General features: G+C 71.9%; 14 protein-coding genes, 1 rRNA gene and 1 pseudogene. 5 read left to right on the forward strand and 11 right to left on the reverse strand.

What is annotated here, in order from left to right:
- Positions 1 to 5 precede the first annotated feature (5 nt).
- The 6 genes from I2501_RS37090 to I2501_RS37115 form a co-directional block, all read right to left on the reverse strand.
- Positions 6 to 1847 (reverse strand): ABC transporter ATP-binding protein, encoded by a 1842-nt coding sequence (locus I2501_RS37090; protein ID WP_196198480.1) that lies wholly within the window; start codon positions 1845 to 1847, stop codon positions 6 to 8.
- Positions 1848 to 2046: 199 nt separating this feature from the next.
- A complete protein-coding gene (locus tag I2501_RS37095; protein WP_196198481.1) occupies positions 2047 to 2715 on the reverse strand; it encodes a copper chaperone PCu(A)C in 669 nt (222 codons plus the stop codon).
- A 38-nt stretch (positions 2716 to 2753) separates the two neighbouring features.
- Complete coding sequence (locus I2501_RS37100; RefSeq protein WP_196198482.1) at positions 2754 to 3491, reverse strand: hypothetical protein; 738 nt, start codon at positions 3489 to 3491, stop codon at positions 2754 to 2756.
- A 212-nt stretch (positions 3492 to 3703) separates the two neighbouring features.
- Positions 3704 to 4741: a cation diffusion facilitator family transporter gene (locus tag I2501_RS37105; protein ID WP_196198483.1), complete on the reverse strand. Its 1038-nt coding sequence runs from the start codon at positions 4739 to 4741 to the stop codon at positions 3704 to 3706.
- 71 nt (positions 4742 to 4812) lie between these two features.
- Complete coding sequence (locus I2501_RS37110; protein ID WP_196198484.1) at positions 4813 to 5637, reverse strand: TetR/AcrR family transcriptional regulator; 825 nt, start codon at positions 5635 to 5637, stop codon at positions 4813 to 4815.
- A 101-nt stretch (positions 5638 to 5738) separates the two neighbouring features.
- The gene (locus tag I2501_RS37115) at positions 5739 to 7118 is read right to left on the reverse strand and encodes a wax ester/triacylglycerol synthase domain-containing protein (RefSeq protein ID WP_196198485.1); all 1380 of its coding nucleotides are present in this window, start codon (positions 7116 to 7118) and stop codon (positions 5739 to 5741) included.
- 189 nt (positions 7119 to 7307) lie between these two features.
- Here I2501_RS37115 and I2501_RS37120 point away from each other — a divergent pair, with 189 nt between their 5' ends.
- Positions 7308 to 8234, forward strand: a complete 927-nt coding sequence (locus tag I2501_RS37120; RefSeq protein WP_196198486.1) for a lysylphosphatidylglycerol synthase transmembrane domain-containing protein — start codon at positions 7308 to 7310, stop codon at positions 8232 to 8234.
- 32 nt (positions 8235 to 8266) lie between these two features.
- Here I2501_RS37120 and I2501_RS40040 read toward each other — a convergent pair whose 3' ends face one another.
- The 4 genes and pseudogenes from I2501_RS40040 to I2501_RS37135 all read right to left on the reverse strand — a co-directional run bounded on the left by I2501_RS40040 (position 8267) and on the right by I2501_RS37135 (position 12767).
- On the reverse strand, positions 8267 to 8962 hold the full coding sequence (locus I2501_RS40040; RefSeq protein ID WP_328806867.1) for a flavin reductase family protein: 696 nt from the start codon (positions 8960 to 8962) through the stop codon (positions 8267 to 8269).
- Between the two features lie 249 nt (positions 8963 to 9211).
- Positions 9212 to 10114 (reverse strand): annotated as a pseudogene (locus tag I2501_RS40045) (metal-dependent hydrolase); the annotation flags it as partial.
- A 23-nt stretch (positions 10115 to 10137) separates the two neighbouring features.
- The gene (locus tag I2501_RS37130; RefSeq protein WP_236047937.1) at positions 10138 to 11934 is read right to left on the reverse strand and encodes an SDR family oxidoreductase; all 1797 of its coding nucleotides are present in this window, start codon (positions 11932 to 11934) and stop codon (positions 10138 to 10140) included.
- Positions 11931 to 12767, reverse strand: coding sequence for a M24 family metallopeptidase (locus I2501_RS37135; RefSeq protein ID WP_196198488.1), 837 nt, complete (start codon positions 12765 to 12767; stop codon positions 11931 to 11933). Before I2501_RS37135 ends, I2501_RS37130 begins: the two co-directional genes overlap by 4 nt.
- Before the next feature lie 155 nt (positions 12768 to 12922).
- Between I2501_RS37135 and I2501_RS37140 the strand changes: the two genes are divergently transcribed.
- Both I2501_RS37140 and I2501_RS37145 read left to right on the forward strand, forming a co-directional pair.
- Positions 12923 to 13714: an SIR2 family NAD-dependent protein deacylase gene (locus I2501_RS37140; RefSeq protein ID WP_196198489.1), complete on the forward strand. Its 792-nt coding sequence runs from the start codon at positions 12923 to 12925 to the stop codon at positions 13712 to 13714.
- On the forward strand, positions 13711 to 14121 hold the full coding sequence (locus I2501_RS37145; protein ID WP_196198490.1) for a DUF3052 domain-containing protein: 411 nt from the start codon (positions 13711 to 13713) through the stop codon (positions 14119 to 14121). Before I2501_RS37140 ends, I2501_RS37145 begins: the two co-directional genes overlap by 4 nt.
- 13 nt (positions 14122 to 14134) lie before the next feature.
- On the opposite strand, the gene I2501_RS37150 is transcribed toward I2501_RS37145, so the two are convergent.
- On the reverse strand, positions 14135 to 15367 hold the full coding sequence (locus tag I2501_RS37150) for an MFS transporter (protein WP_196198491.1): 1233 nt from the start codon (positions 15365 to 15367) through the stop codon (positions 14135 to 14137).
- Positions 15368 to 15558: 191 nt separating this feature from the next.
- Between I2501_RS37150 and I2501_RS37155 the strand changes: the two genes are divergently transcribed.
- Positions 15559 to 16836, forward strand: a complete 1278-nt coding sequence (locus tag I2501_RS37155) for a DUF6986 family protein (protein WP_196198492.1) — start codon at positions 15559 to 15561, stop codon at positions 16834 to 16836.
- A 348-nt stretch (positions 16837 to 17184) separates the two neighbouring features.
- Positions 17185 to 17314 (forward strand): 16S ribosomal RNA (locus I2501_RS37160); the annotation flags it as partial.

The raw sequence follows: 17314 nt of genomic DNA on the forward strand, positions 1-17314 counted from the left end.
CGTGCTCAGGAGGCTGACGGACCGACAGGGACGGCTTCCGCCGTGGCGAGCCCGCTGTCGCGGGAGAGCAGGGCGGCGTAGTGGCCGTGCAGGGCCATCAGCTCGTCGTGGGTGCCGCGTTCGACGATCCGGCCGGCGTCGAGGACGACGATCTGGTCGGCGTCGCGGATGGTGGACAGGCGGTGGGCGATGGTGACGGTCGTGCGACCGGCGGACAGGGTGTCGAGGGCCTGCTGCACGGCCTGCTCAGTCTGGGTGTCCAGCGCGCTGGTCGCCTCGTCGAGCACCAGTACGGGCGGGTTGCGCAGAATCGTCCGCGCGATCGCCAGGCGCTGCTTCTCGCCGCCGGAGAAGCGGTAGCCGCGCTCGCCGACCAGGGTGTCGTAGCCGTCGGGCAGCGAGGCGATGTGGTCGTGGATCTGCGCGGCCCGGGCGGCGGCGTGCAGCTCCGCGTCGGTGGCGTCGGGCTTGGCGAAGCGCAGGTTCTCCGCGACCGAGGCGTGGAAGAGGTAGGTCTCCTGCGAGACCACGCCCACCGCGTCGGACAGCGCCGCGAAGCTGAGGTCGCGTACGTCGACGCCGTCGATGGTGACGCGGCCCTCGGTCACGTCGTAGAGCCGGGGGACCAGGTAGCTGAGCGAGGTCTTGCCGGAGCCGGTCTCGCCGACGACGGCCAGCGAGCCGCCCGGCGGCACGGTCAGGTCGATGTCCTGCAGCGTCGGCCGGGCCTGGCGGTTGTCGTACCGGAAGCCGACGCCCTCGAACCGGACCTCGCCGTGGACGCGTCCGGCGGGCGTGACCGCGTTCTCCTTCTCGGTGATGTCGGGGACCAGGTCGAGGTACTCGAAGATGCGCTGGAAGAGCGCGAGGGAGACCTGGACGGCCACGCCGGTCTGCAGCAGCTGGACGGTCGGCCGGAACAGGCTCTGCTGCAGCGTGGTGAAGGCGACCAGGGTGCCCAGCGAGACGGCGGTGCCGTGCGGACCGGCGGTCAGCCCGGCCACCCAGTAGATGACCGCGGGCATCGCGGCCATCACGATCTGGATCGTCGACTGGCGCCAGCGCCCGGCCATGTCGGCCCGGACCTCCAGGTCGGCGAGCGCGGACGACTCGCGGGAGAAGTCGTGGCTCAGCGCCCGGGAGCGGCCCATGGTCCGGCCCAGCAGGATGCCGCTGACCGACAGCGACTCCTGCATGATCGACGAGATCGACGCCATCTGCCGTTGCCGCTCGTTGGCGATCCGCCGGCGCTCGTTGCCCACGCGTCGGCTGATCCAGACGAAGAGCGGGAGCAGCGCGAGGGAGACGATGGTCAGCTGCCAGTCGAGCGCGACCATGGCGATGACGGTGGCGATGACGGTGGTGGCGTTGGAGACCAGCGAGGTCGCGGTCGAGGTGATGGTCGCCTGCATGCCGCCGATGTCGTTGGCGATCCGCGACTGCACCTCGCCGGTGCGGGTGCGGGTGAAGAACGCGAGCGGCATCCGCTGCAGGTGGGCGTAGACGGAGGTGCGCAGGTCGTGCATGACCTGCTGGCCGACGCTGGTGGAGATGTAGGTCTGCCACACGTTGAAGACCGAGTTCGCCACGGCGACCGCGATCATCCCGAGGACCAGCACGGACAGCAGTCCGGTGCGCCGCTCGGGGATCGCGACGTCCAGCACGGCCCGCAGCAGGAACGGCGAGGCGACCGAGACGAGAGAGGAGAGGCCGACCAGGAAGGCGACCACCAGCAGTCGCATCCGGTACGGGCGGAACAGCCGGAGAATCCGGCGGAGCTGTCGCGGCGCCCGCGGCGTGCCCGCATCGCGGGGCGGGGGCGTCCAGTCGGGACCGATCTGCTTCATGGGATCGAGCATAGCTCACTATTGCCATTGCTAATAGTGAGTTTTGCTCAGCAATATTCAGGTGTGACGAACCAGGGTCGGGTAGTGCGGGTGGTGGTGCGGGTGGTGGTGCGGGTGGTGGTGCGGGTGGTGGTGCGGGTGGTGGTGCGGGTGGTGGTGCGGGTGGTGGTGCGGGTGGTGGTGCGGGTGGTGGTGCGGGTTACTGGTCCGCGTTCGCGGGCGGGAGGCGGTCCATCCACTTCATCGCGTGCATGACGTCCTCGACGGTCAGGCTGTTGGCCGGGCCGACCGGGGCCCAGACGTGGACCGTGCCGGAGGTGGCGAAGGTCAGGTCGAGCTGGATGGTGTCGTGCGGGGCGGGCGTGCGCCGCAGCGAGGTCAGTTCGATGTGCGTGCCGCCGGGGCTCAGGGTCACCGAGCCGTCGGCCGGGACCGTGAGCCAGGGCAGGACGTGCCCGGAGGGGTCCACCAGCTGGGCCGTGGCGGCCCAGGGCGTGGTGACGTCGGTCAGCCGGTCCGCCGTGCCGCCGCCGTTGCGCAGCGTGAGGTAGGCGTCGACCGGACCCGTCGACTTCGCCGGCGGGGCGAGGTAGGGGGAGACGCACGCCAGCCGCGGCGGGTTGGCCGTCGCCGCCGCGGCGCTCGACGTTGGGGCCGAGCGGCCCCACAGCAGCAGTCCGAGCGCGAGCAGGGCGACCAGCGGGCCCTGGACCAGCAGCGTGCGCCGCGCGCCGCGCAGTCCGCCGCGCCCGGCCGCCGCCTGCTCCAGCGCGGCGGCCTGCGCTTCGAGGGCTTCGAGGTCGTGGGCGTCATCGACATCGTCGACGTCATTGAGGTCGACGTCGATATCCGCTGCTTCGTCGCTCATCGCGTCCCCGGGTGGCTCGTGGCTGCTGGTGCGACGGCCTAGTAGCCCTGCGGCCAGGTGAAGTCCTTGTACGGGGTGACCGAGCCGATGTCGATCTGGATCTTCTCCAGGTTCTTGAACTGGATCGCGCGCGGGTCGCCGGTGTAGACCTTGCCGTCCACGAAGACGGTCATGGTGCCCTTGTCGGGGCCGATCTGGCCGCGGCTGAGCGGCTGGCCCCAGACGTCGAAGAAGTTGCCCAGGTTGTACTGCTGCTGGGTGGGCGACTCGACGTGGATGATGCCGCTCTCGTCGTGCGTGTGCAGGAAGTAGAACGCCTTGCCGCCGCCGACGAAGGCGGAGCCGTCCTGGGCCTGCTGCAGGCTGTACGGCGGGATGATGCCGACGCCGTAGGGGACCATCTCCTGCTTGCCGTTGACGTAGATCTGCAGGTGCGAGTGGATGTGGTAGACCGTCTGCTCCATCGAGTTGCTCTGCACGACGCCGTCGACGGCGTTGCCGTCGGCCTGGTGCGCGGTGGAGGCGAGCAGGGTCGCGCTCTTGTCGATGGAGGGGTCGCTGGCCTGGGCCGCCGCGTCCTGCTTGACGGTCTGTGCCTTCTGGCTGTTGAAGGCCCAGACACCGACTCCGACGAGGGCGCCGACCAGAACGACGCCGCCCACCGACATGGCGATGGTGACGTTCCGCTGGCGTCGAGCTTCCGCCGCGCGCTGGGCGGCGATCTTCTCCTGAGCTATTCGGCGACGCTCGGAGTTCGACGGCTTGTTCTGGGTCATCGGTCCTCGGTTGCTGCTCGGCTGATGGGGGGCGCGTAGCGTCCCCGCGCCGTCACGTTAGTGCGCGCGTGGCTAAGCGTTCCGTAAGTCTGCCTACGCAGGGGAGTGCCGAGGTTGGGGAATGTCGGATAACGACCGAAATAAACAGATCACAGGTTGATAACAGTGCGTCAACTGTGAACGTGAACGACGGCGACCGCGTCAGGAGCGGATCAGGAGTGGGCGCGGTGCGCCGTACCGTGCGGGTCGCGGCAGTGGCTCGGGTCCTCCCCGGTGGGGGAGAGCTGGAGCGTCTCCGGGGAGGCGTGGTCGACCTGGAGCGTGGTGTGGTCGATCGCGTAGTGCTCGCGCAGCTCGTGCTCCATGGAGAGCCGGACCGCGTGACAGTCGAGGTCGTCGCGGACCAGGATGTGCGCGGAGAGTGCCGGGTAGCCGGAGGTGATGGTCCAGATGTGCAGGTCGTGCACCTCGACCACGCCGGGCAGGGCGGCCAGCCGCGCGCCGACGGCGTCCGGGGCCAGGCCGGCCGGGGCGGCCTCCAGGAAGATCCGGCCGGACTCGCGGACCAGGCCGTAGCCCGCCTTGAGCATCAGGCCCGCCACCGCCAGCGTCGCCAGCGCGTCGGCGCGGTCGAAGCCGGTGAGCAGCACGACCAGTCCGGCGACGGCGGTGGCGATGAACGCCCAGGCGTCGTTGAGGATGTGCTGGTAGGCGCCCTCGACGTTGAGGCTGGACCGGTTGGCGCGGGAGATCAGCCAGGCCGCCAGCACGTTGATCACGATCCCGACCAGCGCCGTCGCCAGCACCACGCCGCCCTCGACGGCGGGCGGGCTGATCAGTCGCCGCACGGCCTCGTAGAGGAAGATCACGGACAGCGCGAGCAGGGTGATCCCGTTGGCCTGGGCGGAGAGGATCTCGGCGCGCTTGAGGCCGAAGGTCAGCGAGCCCTTGGCGGGGCGCGCGGCCAGCCGCATGGCGATCAGCGCGAGCACGATCGAGGCGGCGTCGGTCAGCATGTGTCCGGCGTCGGAGATCAGGGCCAGGGAGTGCGCCAGCAGGCCGACGACGACCTCGGCGGCCATGAACGCGCCGATCAGCGCGAGCGCGCCGGTCAGGTAGCGCCGGTCCGCGTCGGCGGACACGCCGTGGCTGTGGCCGTCGTGCCCGTGGCCGCCGTGCGCGTGGCCTTCGTGCGCGTGGGCGTCCTGGGGGTGGGCGTCCTGCGCGTGCGCCTCGTGCGTGTGGCTCACGGTGGCTCCTCCGTCGATGGTCTCCACGGGGAACTATACCGGAAGGAATGAACAATCATTCATATCTGATCTCAGCCGACAGTCGTACCGCCGGTCGTGTCGGGATCGCCCGCCACGAGGCGAAGTCCCTCCGACGCCAGCGGCCCGTCGCCGAGGAGGGCGACCAGGCGGTGGAGCAGCAGCCCGGCCGGTCCGTCCGGCTGCTCCTCGGCGAGCCAGCCGCTCATCGCGGGGGCCAGCCCTGGCTCGTGGACCAGGACCACCAGCAGCTGCGCCACGAACTCCTGTACCAGCGCCAGCTGCAGCTCCTCGCGCGAGAACCGGCCCTTCTCGTCCTGCAGCCAGGCGAGCGCGGTGATCTCGGCATTGCCGATCCAGGACCGCACGGCCAGGCGGACGCGGGGGCTCGGATCGGGGAGCGCGAGGTGGCTGAGCACCGCGTCGAGTGCCGCCTGGCGGACCTGGTCGATGACCGCGCCGGTGCCGGGGCTCGACGAGGCCGAGCCGTTGCGCATGATCGCGGCGAAGCCGGGGCCGTGCGCGTCGACGAAGTCGAGGTAGCGGCCCATCACCCGGTGCAGCCGCTCCGAGAGCGGGCCGACCTGCGGCTCGTCGAAGAGCCCGGCCAGCTCGCGGCCCGCACGCCGGGTCGCCTCCTCGTAGAGGGCCTGCTTGCCGGGGAAGTAGTGGTAGACGAGCGGCCTTGAGGCTCCTGCGGCGGCGGCGATGTCGTCGATCGACACCTCTTCGGGCGCGTGGTGCGCGAAGAAGTCGAGTGCGACGGCGATCAGCTGTTCGCGCCGCTGCTCGACGCTGAGCCTGCGGCGCGGCCGGGGCGATGAGCCCGGCGCCGGCCCGGATGCGGCCCCCGATGTGGCGCCTGATGCGGCGGTCATGCACGTCAGCGTAGCGGGGTAGGGCTGGCGTTCGAGGGCGAACCGGACGGCGGACAGGACGGCGGACAGGACGCCGAACGGGGCGGCGGGCAGGGCGCTGGTCAGCAGGTGGAGAGCAGTTCTGTCAGGGATGCGTCGAATGCCCGGTGTAGGTCGGCCACCGGGTGGGGAGAGGTCGCACCGAGGCGGCCCCGCAGGCCGACATGGAGCCGTCCCCGGTAGCTGCTGACCGCCACCGCCAGCGCCTGCCCCCGGGCCAGCGGCGGCAGCGGGTACAGGGCGGTCAGCGTGTGCCCGTCCAGGGTGAACCGGAAGTCCGGCATCGGCACGTTGGTGACCAGCGCGTCGAAGAGCAGGGGTGCGGTCGGGCGCAGCAGCGGGGCGGTGAGGCGGTGACCGGGGGCGGGCAGCAGGTCGGCCAGCAGCGCCACCGCGCCCGCGCCGCGACGCGGGCCGCGCTGCTTGTGCGCGTCCATCGCGGCGCGCACCAGCTCCAGCCGCCGACGCGGGTCCGGCTCGGTGACGGGGAGGTCGAGCAGGTAGCCGGAGAGCCGGTTGCCGCCGCCCGGCGCGCCGAGCCGCGCCCGCTGGCTGACCGGGACGAGCACCCGCGCGTTCCTGGTGGCCACCGTGCGCAGCGCGCCCGCGAGCACGGCGAGGACGACGTCGTTGACCGTGCCGCCGTGGGCCTTGCGGATCCGGTGCAGGTCGTCGAGCGGGTAGGAGGGCAGCGCCAGCTCGGGGGTCGCGGGCTCGGGGCGGAGCAGCGACGGCTGGAGCAGTGCCGACGGGTGGAGCAGGGCGGTCGGCTGGAGCAGGCTGCGCGGGGCGCTCCCGGCGACGGAGAGCAGCGTGTCGCCCGCGATCTCGGCGGCCCGCAGCGTGCGCTTCGCCTCGACGGGGATCGACCGCAGGGCGCGCAGCGGCAGCGGCCCGGTGGGTGCGGCGTGCCGGTCCTGGCCGTCGGGCCTCCGCTTGCCCGCAGCGGCAGACTTCTCGCGTCCGGCGAACTGGTCGAGCAGCCGGACGCCGACGTCGAGCGCCCGCAGACCGTCGACGGCGGCGTGGTGGACCTTGAGCAGCAGCGAGAAGCCGGAGTCGCCACGGGCGAGCAGGTGCATCTCCCACGGCGGCGCCTCCCGGGGCACCGGCGCGGCCATCAGCGCGGCGACGCGGGCGTCCGTCGAGTCGGCGCTCGCGTCAGCGTCCTCGGCGTGGGTGGCGATGTGCGCGGCGGCGTCGAAGTTCGGCTGCTCCTCCCAGTACGGGCCCTCCAGCGGGTTCCAGGGGGTGCGCACCCGCTGCCGCAGCCGGGGTATCGCCTGGGCGCGCTCGGCGAGCACCGCGGCGACGGCGCCCAGGTCCGGCCCGCCGCCCTCGGCGGCGCCGTCGAAGTGGGCGAGCGCGCCGATGTGCATCGGCGCGTCGGGGGATTCCAGGCTCCAGAAGGCCGCGTCCAACGGGCTGAGCCTGTTCTCCATGTGCGTCCTTCCGCGGGGGGTTCGCGAGTGAGGAGTGAGGTACGAGAGTGAGGTACCGGAGGGGTCCGTGCACCAAGTCTTCCCTGACCATGTTGCGGCCAGGTGAGAGGCCCGCGAAGTTTGGGCACCGCGACATCGCCGCAGGGTGGGGCGATGTTTGCCTGACGACCCGTCGGGAACGGAAAGATCATGCTCCGGGGCCCGATGGCGCGGCGGATGGTGACGCTGGCGCTCTGCTCGGTCGTCGCGTACGTGGTGCTGCTGCAGATCGTGCGCCACGACGCCGACCCGCTGCCGGCCCTCGCCAAGGCCGACGCCGTCTGGCTGGTCCCGGCGCTGCTGGCGTCGGCGGCCGGGTCGGTCGGGGCGACGTTCGCGGTGGTCGGCTTCGTCCCGGAGCGGGTGTCGTTCCGCGGGGCGCTGCTGGCGCAGCTGTCGGGGTTCTTCGTCAACCTGGCCACGCCCAGCGGGCTGGGCAGTGCGGCGGTCAACACCCGGTTCCTGGCCCGGTCCGGGATCCCGCAGACGCAGGCGCTGGCCAGCGTGGCGCTGGGGCAGATCGTCGGGCTGGCGCTGCACGTGCTGCTGATCGTCGGCTTCGGCGCGTCCGTGGGCGCCGACTACGCCGCCTCGCTGCCGACCGGGACGACGCTGCTGGTCGCGGCGAGTGTGGTGGCGGCCGTCGTCGCCGTCGGGGGTGGGGTGCCGAAGCTGCGGCGCTGGTTGGTGGCGCGACTGCGCGAGGCCCGGCCGAGGTTCGGGCAACTGCTGCACCAGCCGGGCAAACTGACGGTGGGCATCCTCGGTCAGCTCGCGGTCACGCTGATGGCCGCCGTCTGCCTGTACTGCTGCGCCCGCGCCTTCGGGCTGGCGCCCGGATTCGCCGAGGTCACCCTCGCCCAACTGCTCGGCTCGACCGTGGGATCGGCGGTGCCGGTGCCGGGCGGCATCGGCTCGGTGGACACGGCGCTCGCCGTCGCGCTGCGGGTGACCACCGGCACCCCCACGGGGACGTGGGTGCCGGTGGTCCTGGTCTACCGCCTGTGCACGTTCTGGCTGCCGCTGCTGCCGGGATGGCTCGCCTTCCTCCGGCTGCAGCGGCGCGAGGAGATCTGACGGATCGTCAGCTCAGCTGTGCTCGGTCGTGCTCACAGGTCCAGCACCAGCTTGCCGTCCTGGCTGCGGGAGACGCAGATCAGCATCGACTCCGCGCGCTCATCGACGCTCAGCAGGGCGTCCCGGTGCTCCGGCGTGCCACCCAGCACCCGCACCTTGCAGGTGCCGCAGAAGCCCTGCTCGCAGCTGTAGGCCACGTCCGGCAGTCGGTCGCGGACGGCGCTGAGGACGCTGCGGTCCGCCGGGACGGTCAGCGTGGCGCCGGTGCGGCGCAGCTCGACCTCGACGGTGTCGCCGTGGGCGCTGTCCTCGGCGGGGTGGAACCGCTCCAGCCGGGCCTCGACGCCGGGGCGCAGCTCGGCGAGGGTGGCGACGACGGCGTCCATCAGCGGCTCGGGGCCGCAGACGTGGACCACCGCGCCGTGCGGCGCGGACTCCAGCGCGGCGGCCAGGTCGGGCAGACCCTCGGTGTCCGTGGTCACGACCGTGACCCGCTTCTCCGCCTCGGGCAGGGCCTTGATCTCGTCCAGGAACGGCATGGTCTCGGCGGACCGGCCGATGTAGAGCAGCCGCCAGTCGCTGCCGCGTGCCGCGCTCTCGCGCACCATCGGCAGGATCGGCGTGATGCCGATGCCGCCCGCCACGAACGCGCGCGGCCCCTTGCCCGCGCCGAGCGGGAACCGGTTGCGCGGGCGGTGGGCTTCCACGGACGCGCCCGCGACCAGCATCTCGTGCACCTCCTTGGAGCCGCCCCGGGAGTCCTCGGTCAGCCGGACGCCGATGCGGTAGCCGCTCAGGTCGGCCGGGTCGCCGCAGAGCGAGTACTGCCGGACCAGGCCGGACGGCAGCAGCAGGTCCAGGTGCGCGCCGGGCTCCCAGGCGGGCAGGTCCGCGCCGTCGGCGGAGGTGAGCAGCAGCTCAGCCACGCCCTCGGCCGGGGTGCGCCGGTCGGCGACGACCAGGTGCAGCGGCTTGGTCGCCGCCTCCGCCTGCGCGGCGGCGGCCCGCGCGGCGGGCGAACCGGCCAGGTAGGCCAGCGCCTTGGCGGTCGAGCCCTCCTGGGTGGGGTGGTAGCGCTTGCGCATGTAGCGCGGGACAGCAGAGAAGATCTCCTTCGGCGAGGGCACCAGATCGGCCTTGGCCGCCCGCACCCAGTCCTTCATCTTCGGCTCCAGCACCTTGCGCTGAGCAGGCGTCAGCTCCGGGTCGTTGGCGATGAAGAACTTCACGCCGCGCACCCACAGCCAGAACATCGTCGGGAAGACGGTGGTCATCGCGCGCAGCCGACGCGGGTAGCCGCCGTCGACATGCTGGAAGACGTCGAAGGCCACCGAGCGGTGCTCGACCTCCTCGGCGCCGTGCCAGCGCAGCAGGTCGACCATCACCGGGTCGGCCCCGTACTGCTCGAAGCCCCGCGCGTCCAGCACCCACTTGCCGAGCACGGCGGTGAAGTGCTCGATGGCGGCGATGACGGCGACCCGCTCCTTGAGCCACCACGCGGTGGCCATCGGCGGGGCGGTGTGGTTGCCGAGCAGGTGCTCGAAGAACCAGTCCATCTGCGCGGTGTAGGGGGAGGGGTCCAGCCCCTGCGCGATCATGTGGTCGAGGACGGTGGAGTGCGCCTGCGAGTGCACCGCCTCCTGCCCGATGAACCCGATCATGTCCTCGCGCAGCTGCGGGTCGCGGACCAGCGGCAGCGCCTGCTTGTAGACGTCGACGAACCACTTCTCGCCGGCGGGCAGCAGCAGGTGCAGCACGTTGATCATGTGGGTGGAGAACGGGTCGTCGGGGACCCAGTGCAGCGGCGTCTCGGTCCAGTCGAAGGTCACTCGGCGCGCCTGCAGCGGCGCGTGCTCGGTGCTGACGGCGAGTTCGGTCACGGGGGTGACTCCTCTCTCTACTTCTAGCGGGGCGTCAGGTCGGCGCGGGCGATGGCGCGCAGGGTGCCGGGGGAGAGGCGGCTCAGCGCGCGGCCGATCCGGGCCTCGGCGGCGACCGGTACGACCGGGCGGTTCTCGCGCACCGCGCGAAGCACGGCGTCGGCGACCCGCTCCGGCGGCAGGTTGCGCATCCGGTAGAGGCGGTCCGCCTTGCCGCGCAGTTTCTCCTGCTCGCTGCTGCTGACGCCGACGTAGCGGGTGGCCTTGGCGATGGCGGTGTTGACGAAGCCGGGGCAGACCGCGCTGACGCCGATCCCGTCGTCGGACAGCTCGGCGCGCAGGCACTCGGAGAGCATCAGCACGGCCGCCTTGCTGGTCGCGTAGGCGGAGAGGGTGCGCGAGGGCAGATATGCGGCGGCGGAGGCGATGTTGACGATGTGTCCGCCGTTGCCGTGGTCCTTCATCATCGCGCCGAAGAGGCGGCAGCCGTGGACCACGCCCATCAGGTTGACGCCGAGCACCGCGTCCCAGTCGGAGGTCTGGGTGTCCAGGAACGCGCCGCCCAGGCCGATGCCGGCGTTGTTGACGACGACGTCCGGCGTGCCGTGCTCCTCGGCGACGGCCTTGGCGAAGTCCTCCATGGCCGCCGGGTCGGAGACGTCGACGGCGTACGAGCCGGTGCGCGGAGCGCCGAGCAGCGATGCCAGGTGCGCGGTGCGGGCGGCCGACTCCGCGTTCAGGTCGGCGGCGATCACCGCCGCACCGGCCTCGGCGAAGGCCAGCGCGGTGGCCCGGCCGATGCCGCTGCCCGCGCCGGTGACGATCACGAGCTTTCCGGCGTGCTCCTTCTGCTCCCCGTCCTGCTGCGGCCTGTTGACCTCGGCACGCTGGAGCGCGGGAGCGGTCGGGCCGCCCTCGATGTGGGTGACGAACTCGTCGATCCAGTTGGCCAGCACCGCGTCGTGGGTCAGCGGCGCCCAGTGGCCGGCGCGCAGCGGGCGGCGCCAGAGCCGGTCGACGTAGGGCTGCGGGGCCTGACCGGCCATGGACGGGGTGACGTAGAGGTCTTTCTGCGGCAGCACCACCTGCACCGGGATCTCGGTCGGCCGGTGCCGGGGGCGGCTCAGCCGGGGGATCATGTTGGCCCGGTAGAGCGCCAGTCCGCGCACTGCGTCGGTGGGGAAGGTCGGCGCGCCGCTGCCGCGCGGCACGCCCTCGATCGCGTGCAGCAGCGCGGGCCAGGCCTTGACCATCGCCGTGCGCCACAGCAGCGGGGGCAGCAACGGCAGGTGGAAGTAGCCGATGTACCAGGAGTGCACGCTCTGCCAGGCCAGTTGGCCCAGCGCGCGCGGGCTCGGCCGCCGCAGCTTGCTGCGGAACCACTGGCCGACGTGGTCCAGGCACGGTCCGGAGACGGAGGTGAAGGAGGCGATCCGGTCCGCCAGCGCGGTGCCGGTGACCGACTCCCACGACTGGATCGACCCCCAGTCGTGCCCGACCAGGTGCACCGGCCGCTCCGGGCTGACCTGCTGCAGCACCGCGCCGAGGTCCGCTTCCAAGGTGGCCAGCGTGTAGGAGGAGACCCGGCGCGGCGCGTCCGACGCCCCGGCGCCGCGCACGTCGTAGGCGACGACGTGGTGCCGCTCGGCCAGCTGCTCGGCGATCGGCCGCCAGACGACATGGCTGTCGGGGTAGCCGTGCACCAGGACGACGGTGGTGTCGGCGGAGCGCGCGCCCCACTCGAAGACGGCGAGCCGCACCCCGTCCGGCGCGGTCACGAAGCTCTGCTGCTCCTTCATGGGCTCCATGCGCTCGTTCATGCTGCGTTCTCCTTGGCGGCCCAGGTGCGGACGTGCGGCAGGTCGTCGTCGAGCCAGTAGGCGTCGTCCTCGGTGACGACGAGCAGCTCCTCGAACTTGGCGCCGATGCCGCGCAGGCCCAGGTGCGGCTCGACGGCCCAGAGGCCGGGCGTCGGGGCGTGGGCGGAGGACTTGCCGTCGGCCCACAGCGGCGAGCGGTGCTGGATCCGCTCGGCAACCAGCTCCCGCCCGAGCGTCTGCAGGCTGCGGACGCCGAACCCGGCCACGACGGTGCGCGGCCCGCGCGACTTGAGCCGGGTGACCTGGTGCGCCAGCACCCGGCCCGGGTAGACGCGGTGCCGGTTCTCGTAGCCGTGCTTGGCGATCAGTGCGTCCACGGCGAGGTAGATCTCGTTGAGCGGCTTGCGCTCGCGCACCTGAGCCAGGATCAGCTCCCGGTACTCCTTGAGGTCGTCCAGGATCTGCTGCTGCACCCGGTTGCCGCCGAGGCTGCCCGCGTAGCCGATGTCGGCGGTGTAGCCCTGGGCGACGGGCGCGCAGTCGAGGATGAACGGCATCCCCTCTTCGAGCCGCCGGTCGGTCGGGAAGAACTGCAGCGGCGTGCGGAACCGGTGGAAGGTCGTGCGGTCGCCGAACCAGGCGAACGGGACGTGGAACCAGTCGTCCCCGCCGTTCTCCTCCAGCCAGCGACGCATCCGCTGGGCTGCCTGCTTCTCGGTGACGCCCGGTTCGAGGCCCTCCGCCACGGTCTGCGCGCAGCGGTAGGCGAGCTGTTGGACGGCGCGAAAGCGCTCCAGATCCTCCGGCTCCCAGGCCGGCCGCTTATTAGACATGTTGTCAACATACTGCTCAGTCACCTCCGCGCAACAGGTGTCTGCACCGAGTTTTCCGGTGGTCTTCGCAGGGGTCACCGATGGGAAAACCAGCAGGTGTCACCGATGCGAAAACCGGGTCGCCCGGCGGCCGATCGCTCGCTACGTTTCTGTTCATGGGACAGACCAGCTCGGCCGAGGCCTTCCGTCCTCTCGTCGCCGCGCTCACGGGCGCCGGCGTCTCCACCGACTCCGGCCTGCGGGACTACCGCGGTCCGCAGGGGCTGTGGCGCGACGACCCCGCCAACCAGCGGCTGGTCACCATCGACAGCTACCTCGCCGATCCCGAGATCCGCGCCCGCAGCTGGCAGCTGCGTCTGCGGACCGGCGTCCTCCAGGTGCAGCCCAACGCGGCCCATCGCGCCTTCGCCGCCTACGAGCGCACGGGGCTGCCACTGCGCGTGCTGACGCAGAATGTCGACGGCCTGCACCAGCTCGGCGGCGTCAGCCCGCGCAAGGTCCTTGAGCTGCACGGCACCGCCCGCCGCACCGAGTGCACCCGCTGCCACGCGCGCGGAGACATGGCCGAGGCCCTGGACCGCGTCCGTGCGGGCGAGGCGGACCCGCCCTGCACGGTCTGCGGCGGCGTGCTCAAGTCCGCGACGGTCTACTTCGGCGAGCATCTCAACCCGCAGGTTCTTGGCGAGGCCCGCGCCATCGCCGCCGCCTGCGACGTCCTGCTCGCCGTCGGCACCACGCTCCAGGTCCACCCGGCCGCCGGGCTGGTCGACGTCGCCCTGGCGGGCGGCGCGCGGGTCATCGTCGTCAACGCCGACCCGACGCCCTACGACAGCGTGGCGGCCGAGGTGATCCGCGAGCCGATCGGCACCAGCGTGCCCGCGCTGCTGCGGCGGCTGGCGAAGGAAGCCGACGTGGAGTGGCCGGAGTCGCCGGGGGCGCCGGAATGACCGGCTCCGCGGGCACCCCGCTGGCCAGGAAGTTGCGCATCAAGCCCGGCCACCACGTCGTGCTCCGGCACGCTCCGGAGGGCTGGACCCTCCCCGACCTGCCGGACGGCGTCCACCTGGACTCGGGGGCCGGGCGTGCGGCCGACGCGGACGTCGTCCTCGCCTTCTTCCGCTCGGCGGACGAACTGCGCTCCGAGGCCTCTGCCTTGGTGGCGGCGCTGCCGTGGGCGTCGTGCCTGTGGGTGCTCTGGCCGCGTCGGGCGGCCGGGCACACCAGCGACCTGACGGACACCCTGTTGCGGGAGGTGCTGCTGCCGTTGGGTGTCGTCGACGTCAAGGTGGCCGCGGTGGGGGAGGACTGGTCGGGGCTGGCGTTCGTGTGGCGGAAGGAGAACCGGCCGTCCTAGCCGGTCGCGGGGCCTAGGCGGCGCGGACCTTGAGCGCACGCACGTCGTGGACGGCGAGCATGGCGACGGTGCAGGCGAGGATCACCGCCGCCGCGCCCAGCAGGGTTGCGTGCACGCCGATCGCCGTGCTGAGCGGGCCGATGGTGGCCTGGGCCAGCGGGATGGCCAGGAACGAGCCGAGCGCGTCGTAGGAGTAGACCCGGGCCAGCCGCTCCTCGGGAATCTCCTGCTGGAGCGAGGTCTCCCACGCGATGCCGAACTGCTCGACGGCCATGCCGGCAAGGAAGTTCATCACCGCCAGGCTCGCCACGGGCATGCCGAGCGCGAGCCCGGAGGGCAGCAGCGCCTCGGCGGCCATGCAGGAGACCCCGACCAGCAGCAGGCGCTGCGGCCGGATCCGCAACCCGATCACCCCGCCGACGAGCATGCCGAGCGTCTGCGTGGACAGCACCAGCCCCCAACCGCCGCTGCCGAAGGACCTGTCGGCGATCGTCGGCCCCAACACCTGCACCGTGCCCGAGAACGCGGCGTTGAGGAACCCGAAGGCGGCCACGATCACCCAGACCCAGCGTCGCGCCACGAACTCCCGCCAGCCGTCGTGGAGTTCGCGGAACATGCCGCGCCGCGCGGGTGGCGCGGCGTCGGCAGCGTCGGGAAGAGGGGCGACCCGGACCCGCACCCGGAAGAAGCAGAGTCCCGACAGGGCGAAGCTCGCCGCGTCGATCGCCAGGCCCCAGCCGGGACCGGCCGCAGCCACCACCGCGCCACCGAGCGCGGCGCCGCCGATCATCGCGCTGTTGGCGCCCATCCGGTTGATCGCGTTCGCCTGACGACGCTCCTCCGTGGGCACGGTCTGCGGCAGCAGAGCAGAGGATGCGGGCAGGGCGAAGGCCGCGAACGTGCCGTTGCAGGCGGAGAGGACGAGCATCAGAGGGATCGTCGCGTGGTGGGTGAGCACCAGTGCTGCCAACGAACCCTGGCTCGCGGCGCTCAGCGCACTCGATCCGACGAGCACCAACCGGCGCGGCATCCGGTCCGCCACCACGCCGCCGAAGAGCAGGAAGACCACGTTGAAGAGCGACCGCGCGGCCACCACCAGACCGAGCTCCGTCACCGACCCGGTGATCCGCAGCACCGCGAACGCCAGGGCGATCGGGGCGACGCCGTTGCCCAGCATGTTGGTGGCGCGGCCGAGGGCCAGTCGGCGGAAGTTGGCATGGCGCAGCGGAGCGAGGGCGTTCGACACCTCGTCTGCCTATCGGCTGGGTGGATCTTGGGTCAACCGAATATCGGTGCGGCGCCGGCGCCAGGCTTGGGAACTGGCCTGCAACAAAACGTTGACGTGGCAGCCCTGGCGTCGATAGCGTCGCGTCAACAAACTGTTGATGAGTAGTGCGGGTCACACCGTTGTCAGGCAACACAGGCGAAGGGGCAGTCATGGCTGCGCGAACCACGTTCTCCACCACGCTGCGCGAGGGCGTCGAGGCCTCCCTCGCCGGGGTCGACGCCGACCTCGCCGCCCGCTACCCGGGCGACCCGGGCACGCGTCAGCCGGTCCACACCGTCTACGTCCCGGCCGACGCGCTCGCCGACCAGGGCGTCGGCGACCTGGTCCGCAGCTGGGGCCGCCAGGCACTCGACCTGCTCGACGCCCACGCCCCGGACGCCGCCGCACTCGCCGCCGTCGTGGGCCAGACCGACGCCGCGCTCGCCGCCGACGTCCACGACCGGGTCCGCGCCAAGCTGGAGCGCGAGCCGATCGAGGACCTGCGCATCGACTTCGAGGACGGCTACGGCCCGCGCCCCGACGCCGAGGAGGACGCCGCCGCCGAGCGCGCGGCCCGACTCGTCGCCGAGGCCGTCGCCGACGGCAGCGCGCCGCCGTTCGTCGGGATCCGGATGAAGTGCATGGAGTCGGCCGTCCGCGCGCGGGGGATAAGGACGCTCGACCTCTTCCTCACCGGTCTGCTCGACGCGGGGAACGGCGCGCTGCCGGAGGGGCTGCTGCTGACGCTGCCCAAGGTCACCTATCCCGAGCAGGTCACCGCGATGGCGCGGCTGGTCGAGGGCTTCGAGCAGGCGAGCGGCCTTCCGGCCGGTCGGATCGGCTTCGAGATCCAGATCGAGACCACCCAGGCCATCCTCGGCGCCGACGGCCGCGCGACCGTCGCCCGGATGATCGAGGCCGCCGAGGGCCGCGCCACCAGCCTCCACTACGGCACCTTCGACTACAGCGCGTCGTGCGGCGTCAGCGCGGCCTACCAGAGCATGGAGCACCCGGTCGCCGACCACGCCAAGGCCGTCATGCAGGTCGCGGTGGCGGGCACGGGCGTCCGGCTGTCGGACGGCTCGACCAACGTCATCCCGACCGGCCCGACCGAGCAGGTCCACGCCGCGTGGCAGCTGCACCACCGCCTGGTCCGCCGCTCCCTGGAGCGCGCCTACTACCAGGGCTGGGACATGCACCCCGGCCACCTGCCGACCCGCTACGCGGCGGTCTACGCCTTCTACCGCGAGGGCCTGGACACGGCCGCCGCGCGCCTGGCCGCGTACGTCGCCCGCGCGGGCGGTGACGTCATGGACGAGCCGGCCACGGCGAAGGCGCTCAGCGGCTACCTGCTCCGCGGTCTGGACTGCGGCGCGGTCGACGCCACGGAGGTCGAGAAGGCCGCCGGCTTGGACCGCGCGGCGTTGGACGCGCTCGCGGGGCGCTGAGCTGGCGCGCTGATTTGGAGAACCAGCAGGTCGTGCCGTAACGTTCTACGAGTTGCCCCGCCGAGAGCGGGGCAGCAAAACCCCCAAGAAATCGGAAATCCGATTGACGGGGACTGCGAAATCGGGACTGAAAAGTTCTGATAGAGTAGAAAACGAAGGAAGCGCCCGGAGAAAGCCCGAGAGGGAATTCGAAGGAAGCGTCCGTTCCTTGAGAACTCAACAGCGTGCCAAAAGTCAACGCCAGTTACTTTTGAGAACAAATTTTCAGCGAGGATGCTGTGCACGGGTCCGCCCATTCCAGCGGATGCTGTGCCGCTCTGCGTTGGATGTCCCGATTACGGGAAAGCATTCACGGAGAGTTTGATCCTGGCTCAGGACGAACGCTGGCGGCGTGCTTAACACATGCAAGTCGAACGGTGAAGCCCTTCGGGGTGGATCAGTGGCGAACGGGTGAGTAACACGTGGGCAATCTGCCCTG

The organism is Streptacidiphilus fuscans, from assembly GCF_015690355.1.
Lineage (GTDB): Bacteria > Actinomycetota > Actinomycetes > Streptomycetales > Streptomycetaceae > Streptacidiphilus > Streptacidiphilus fuscans.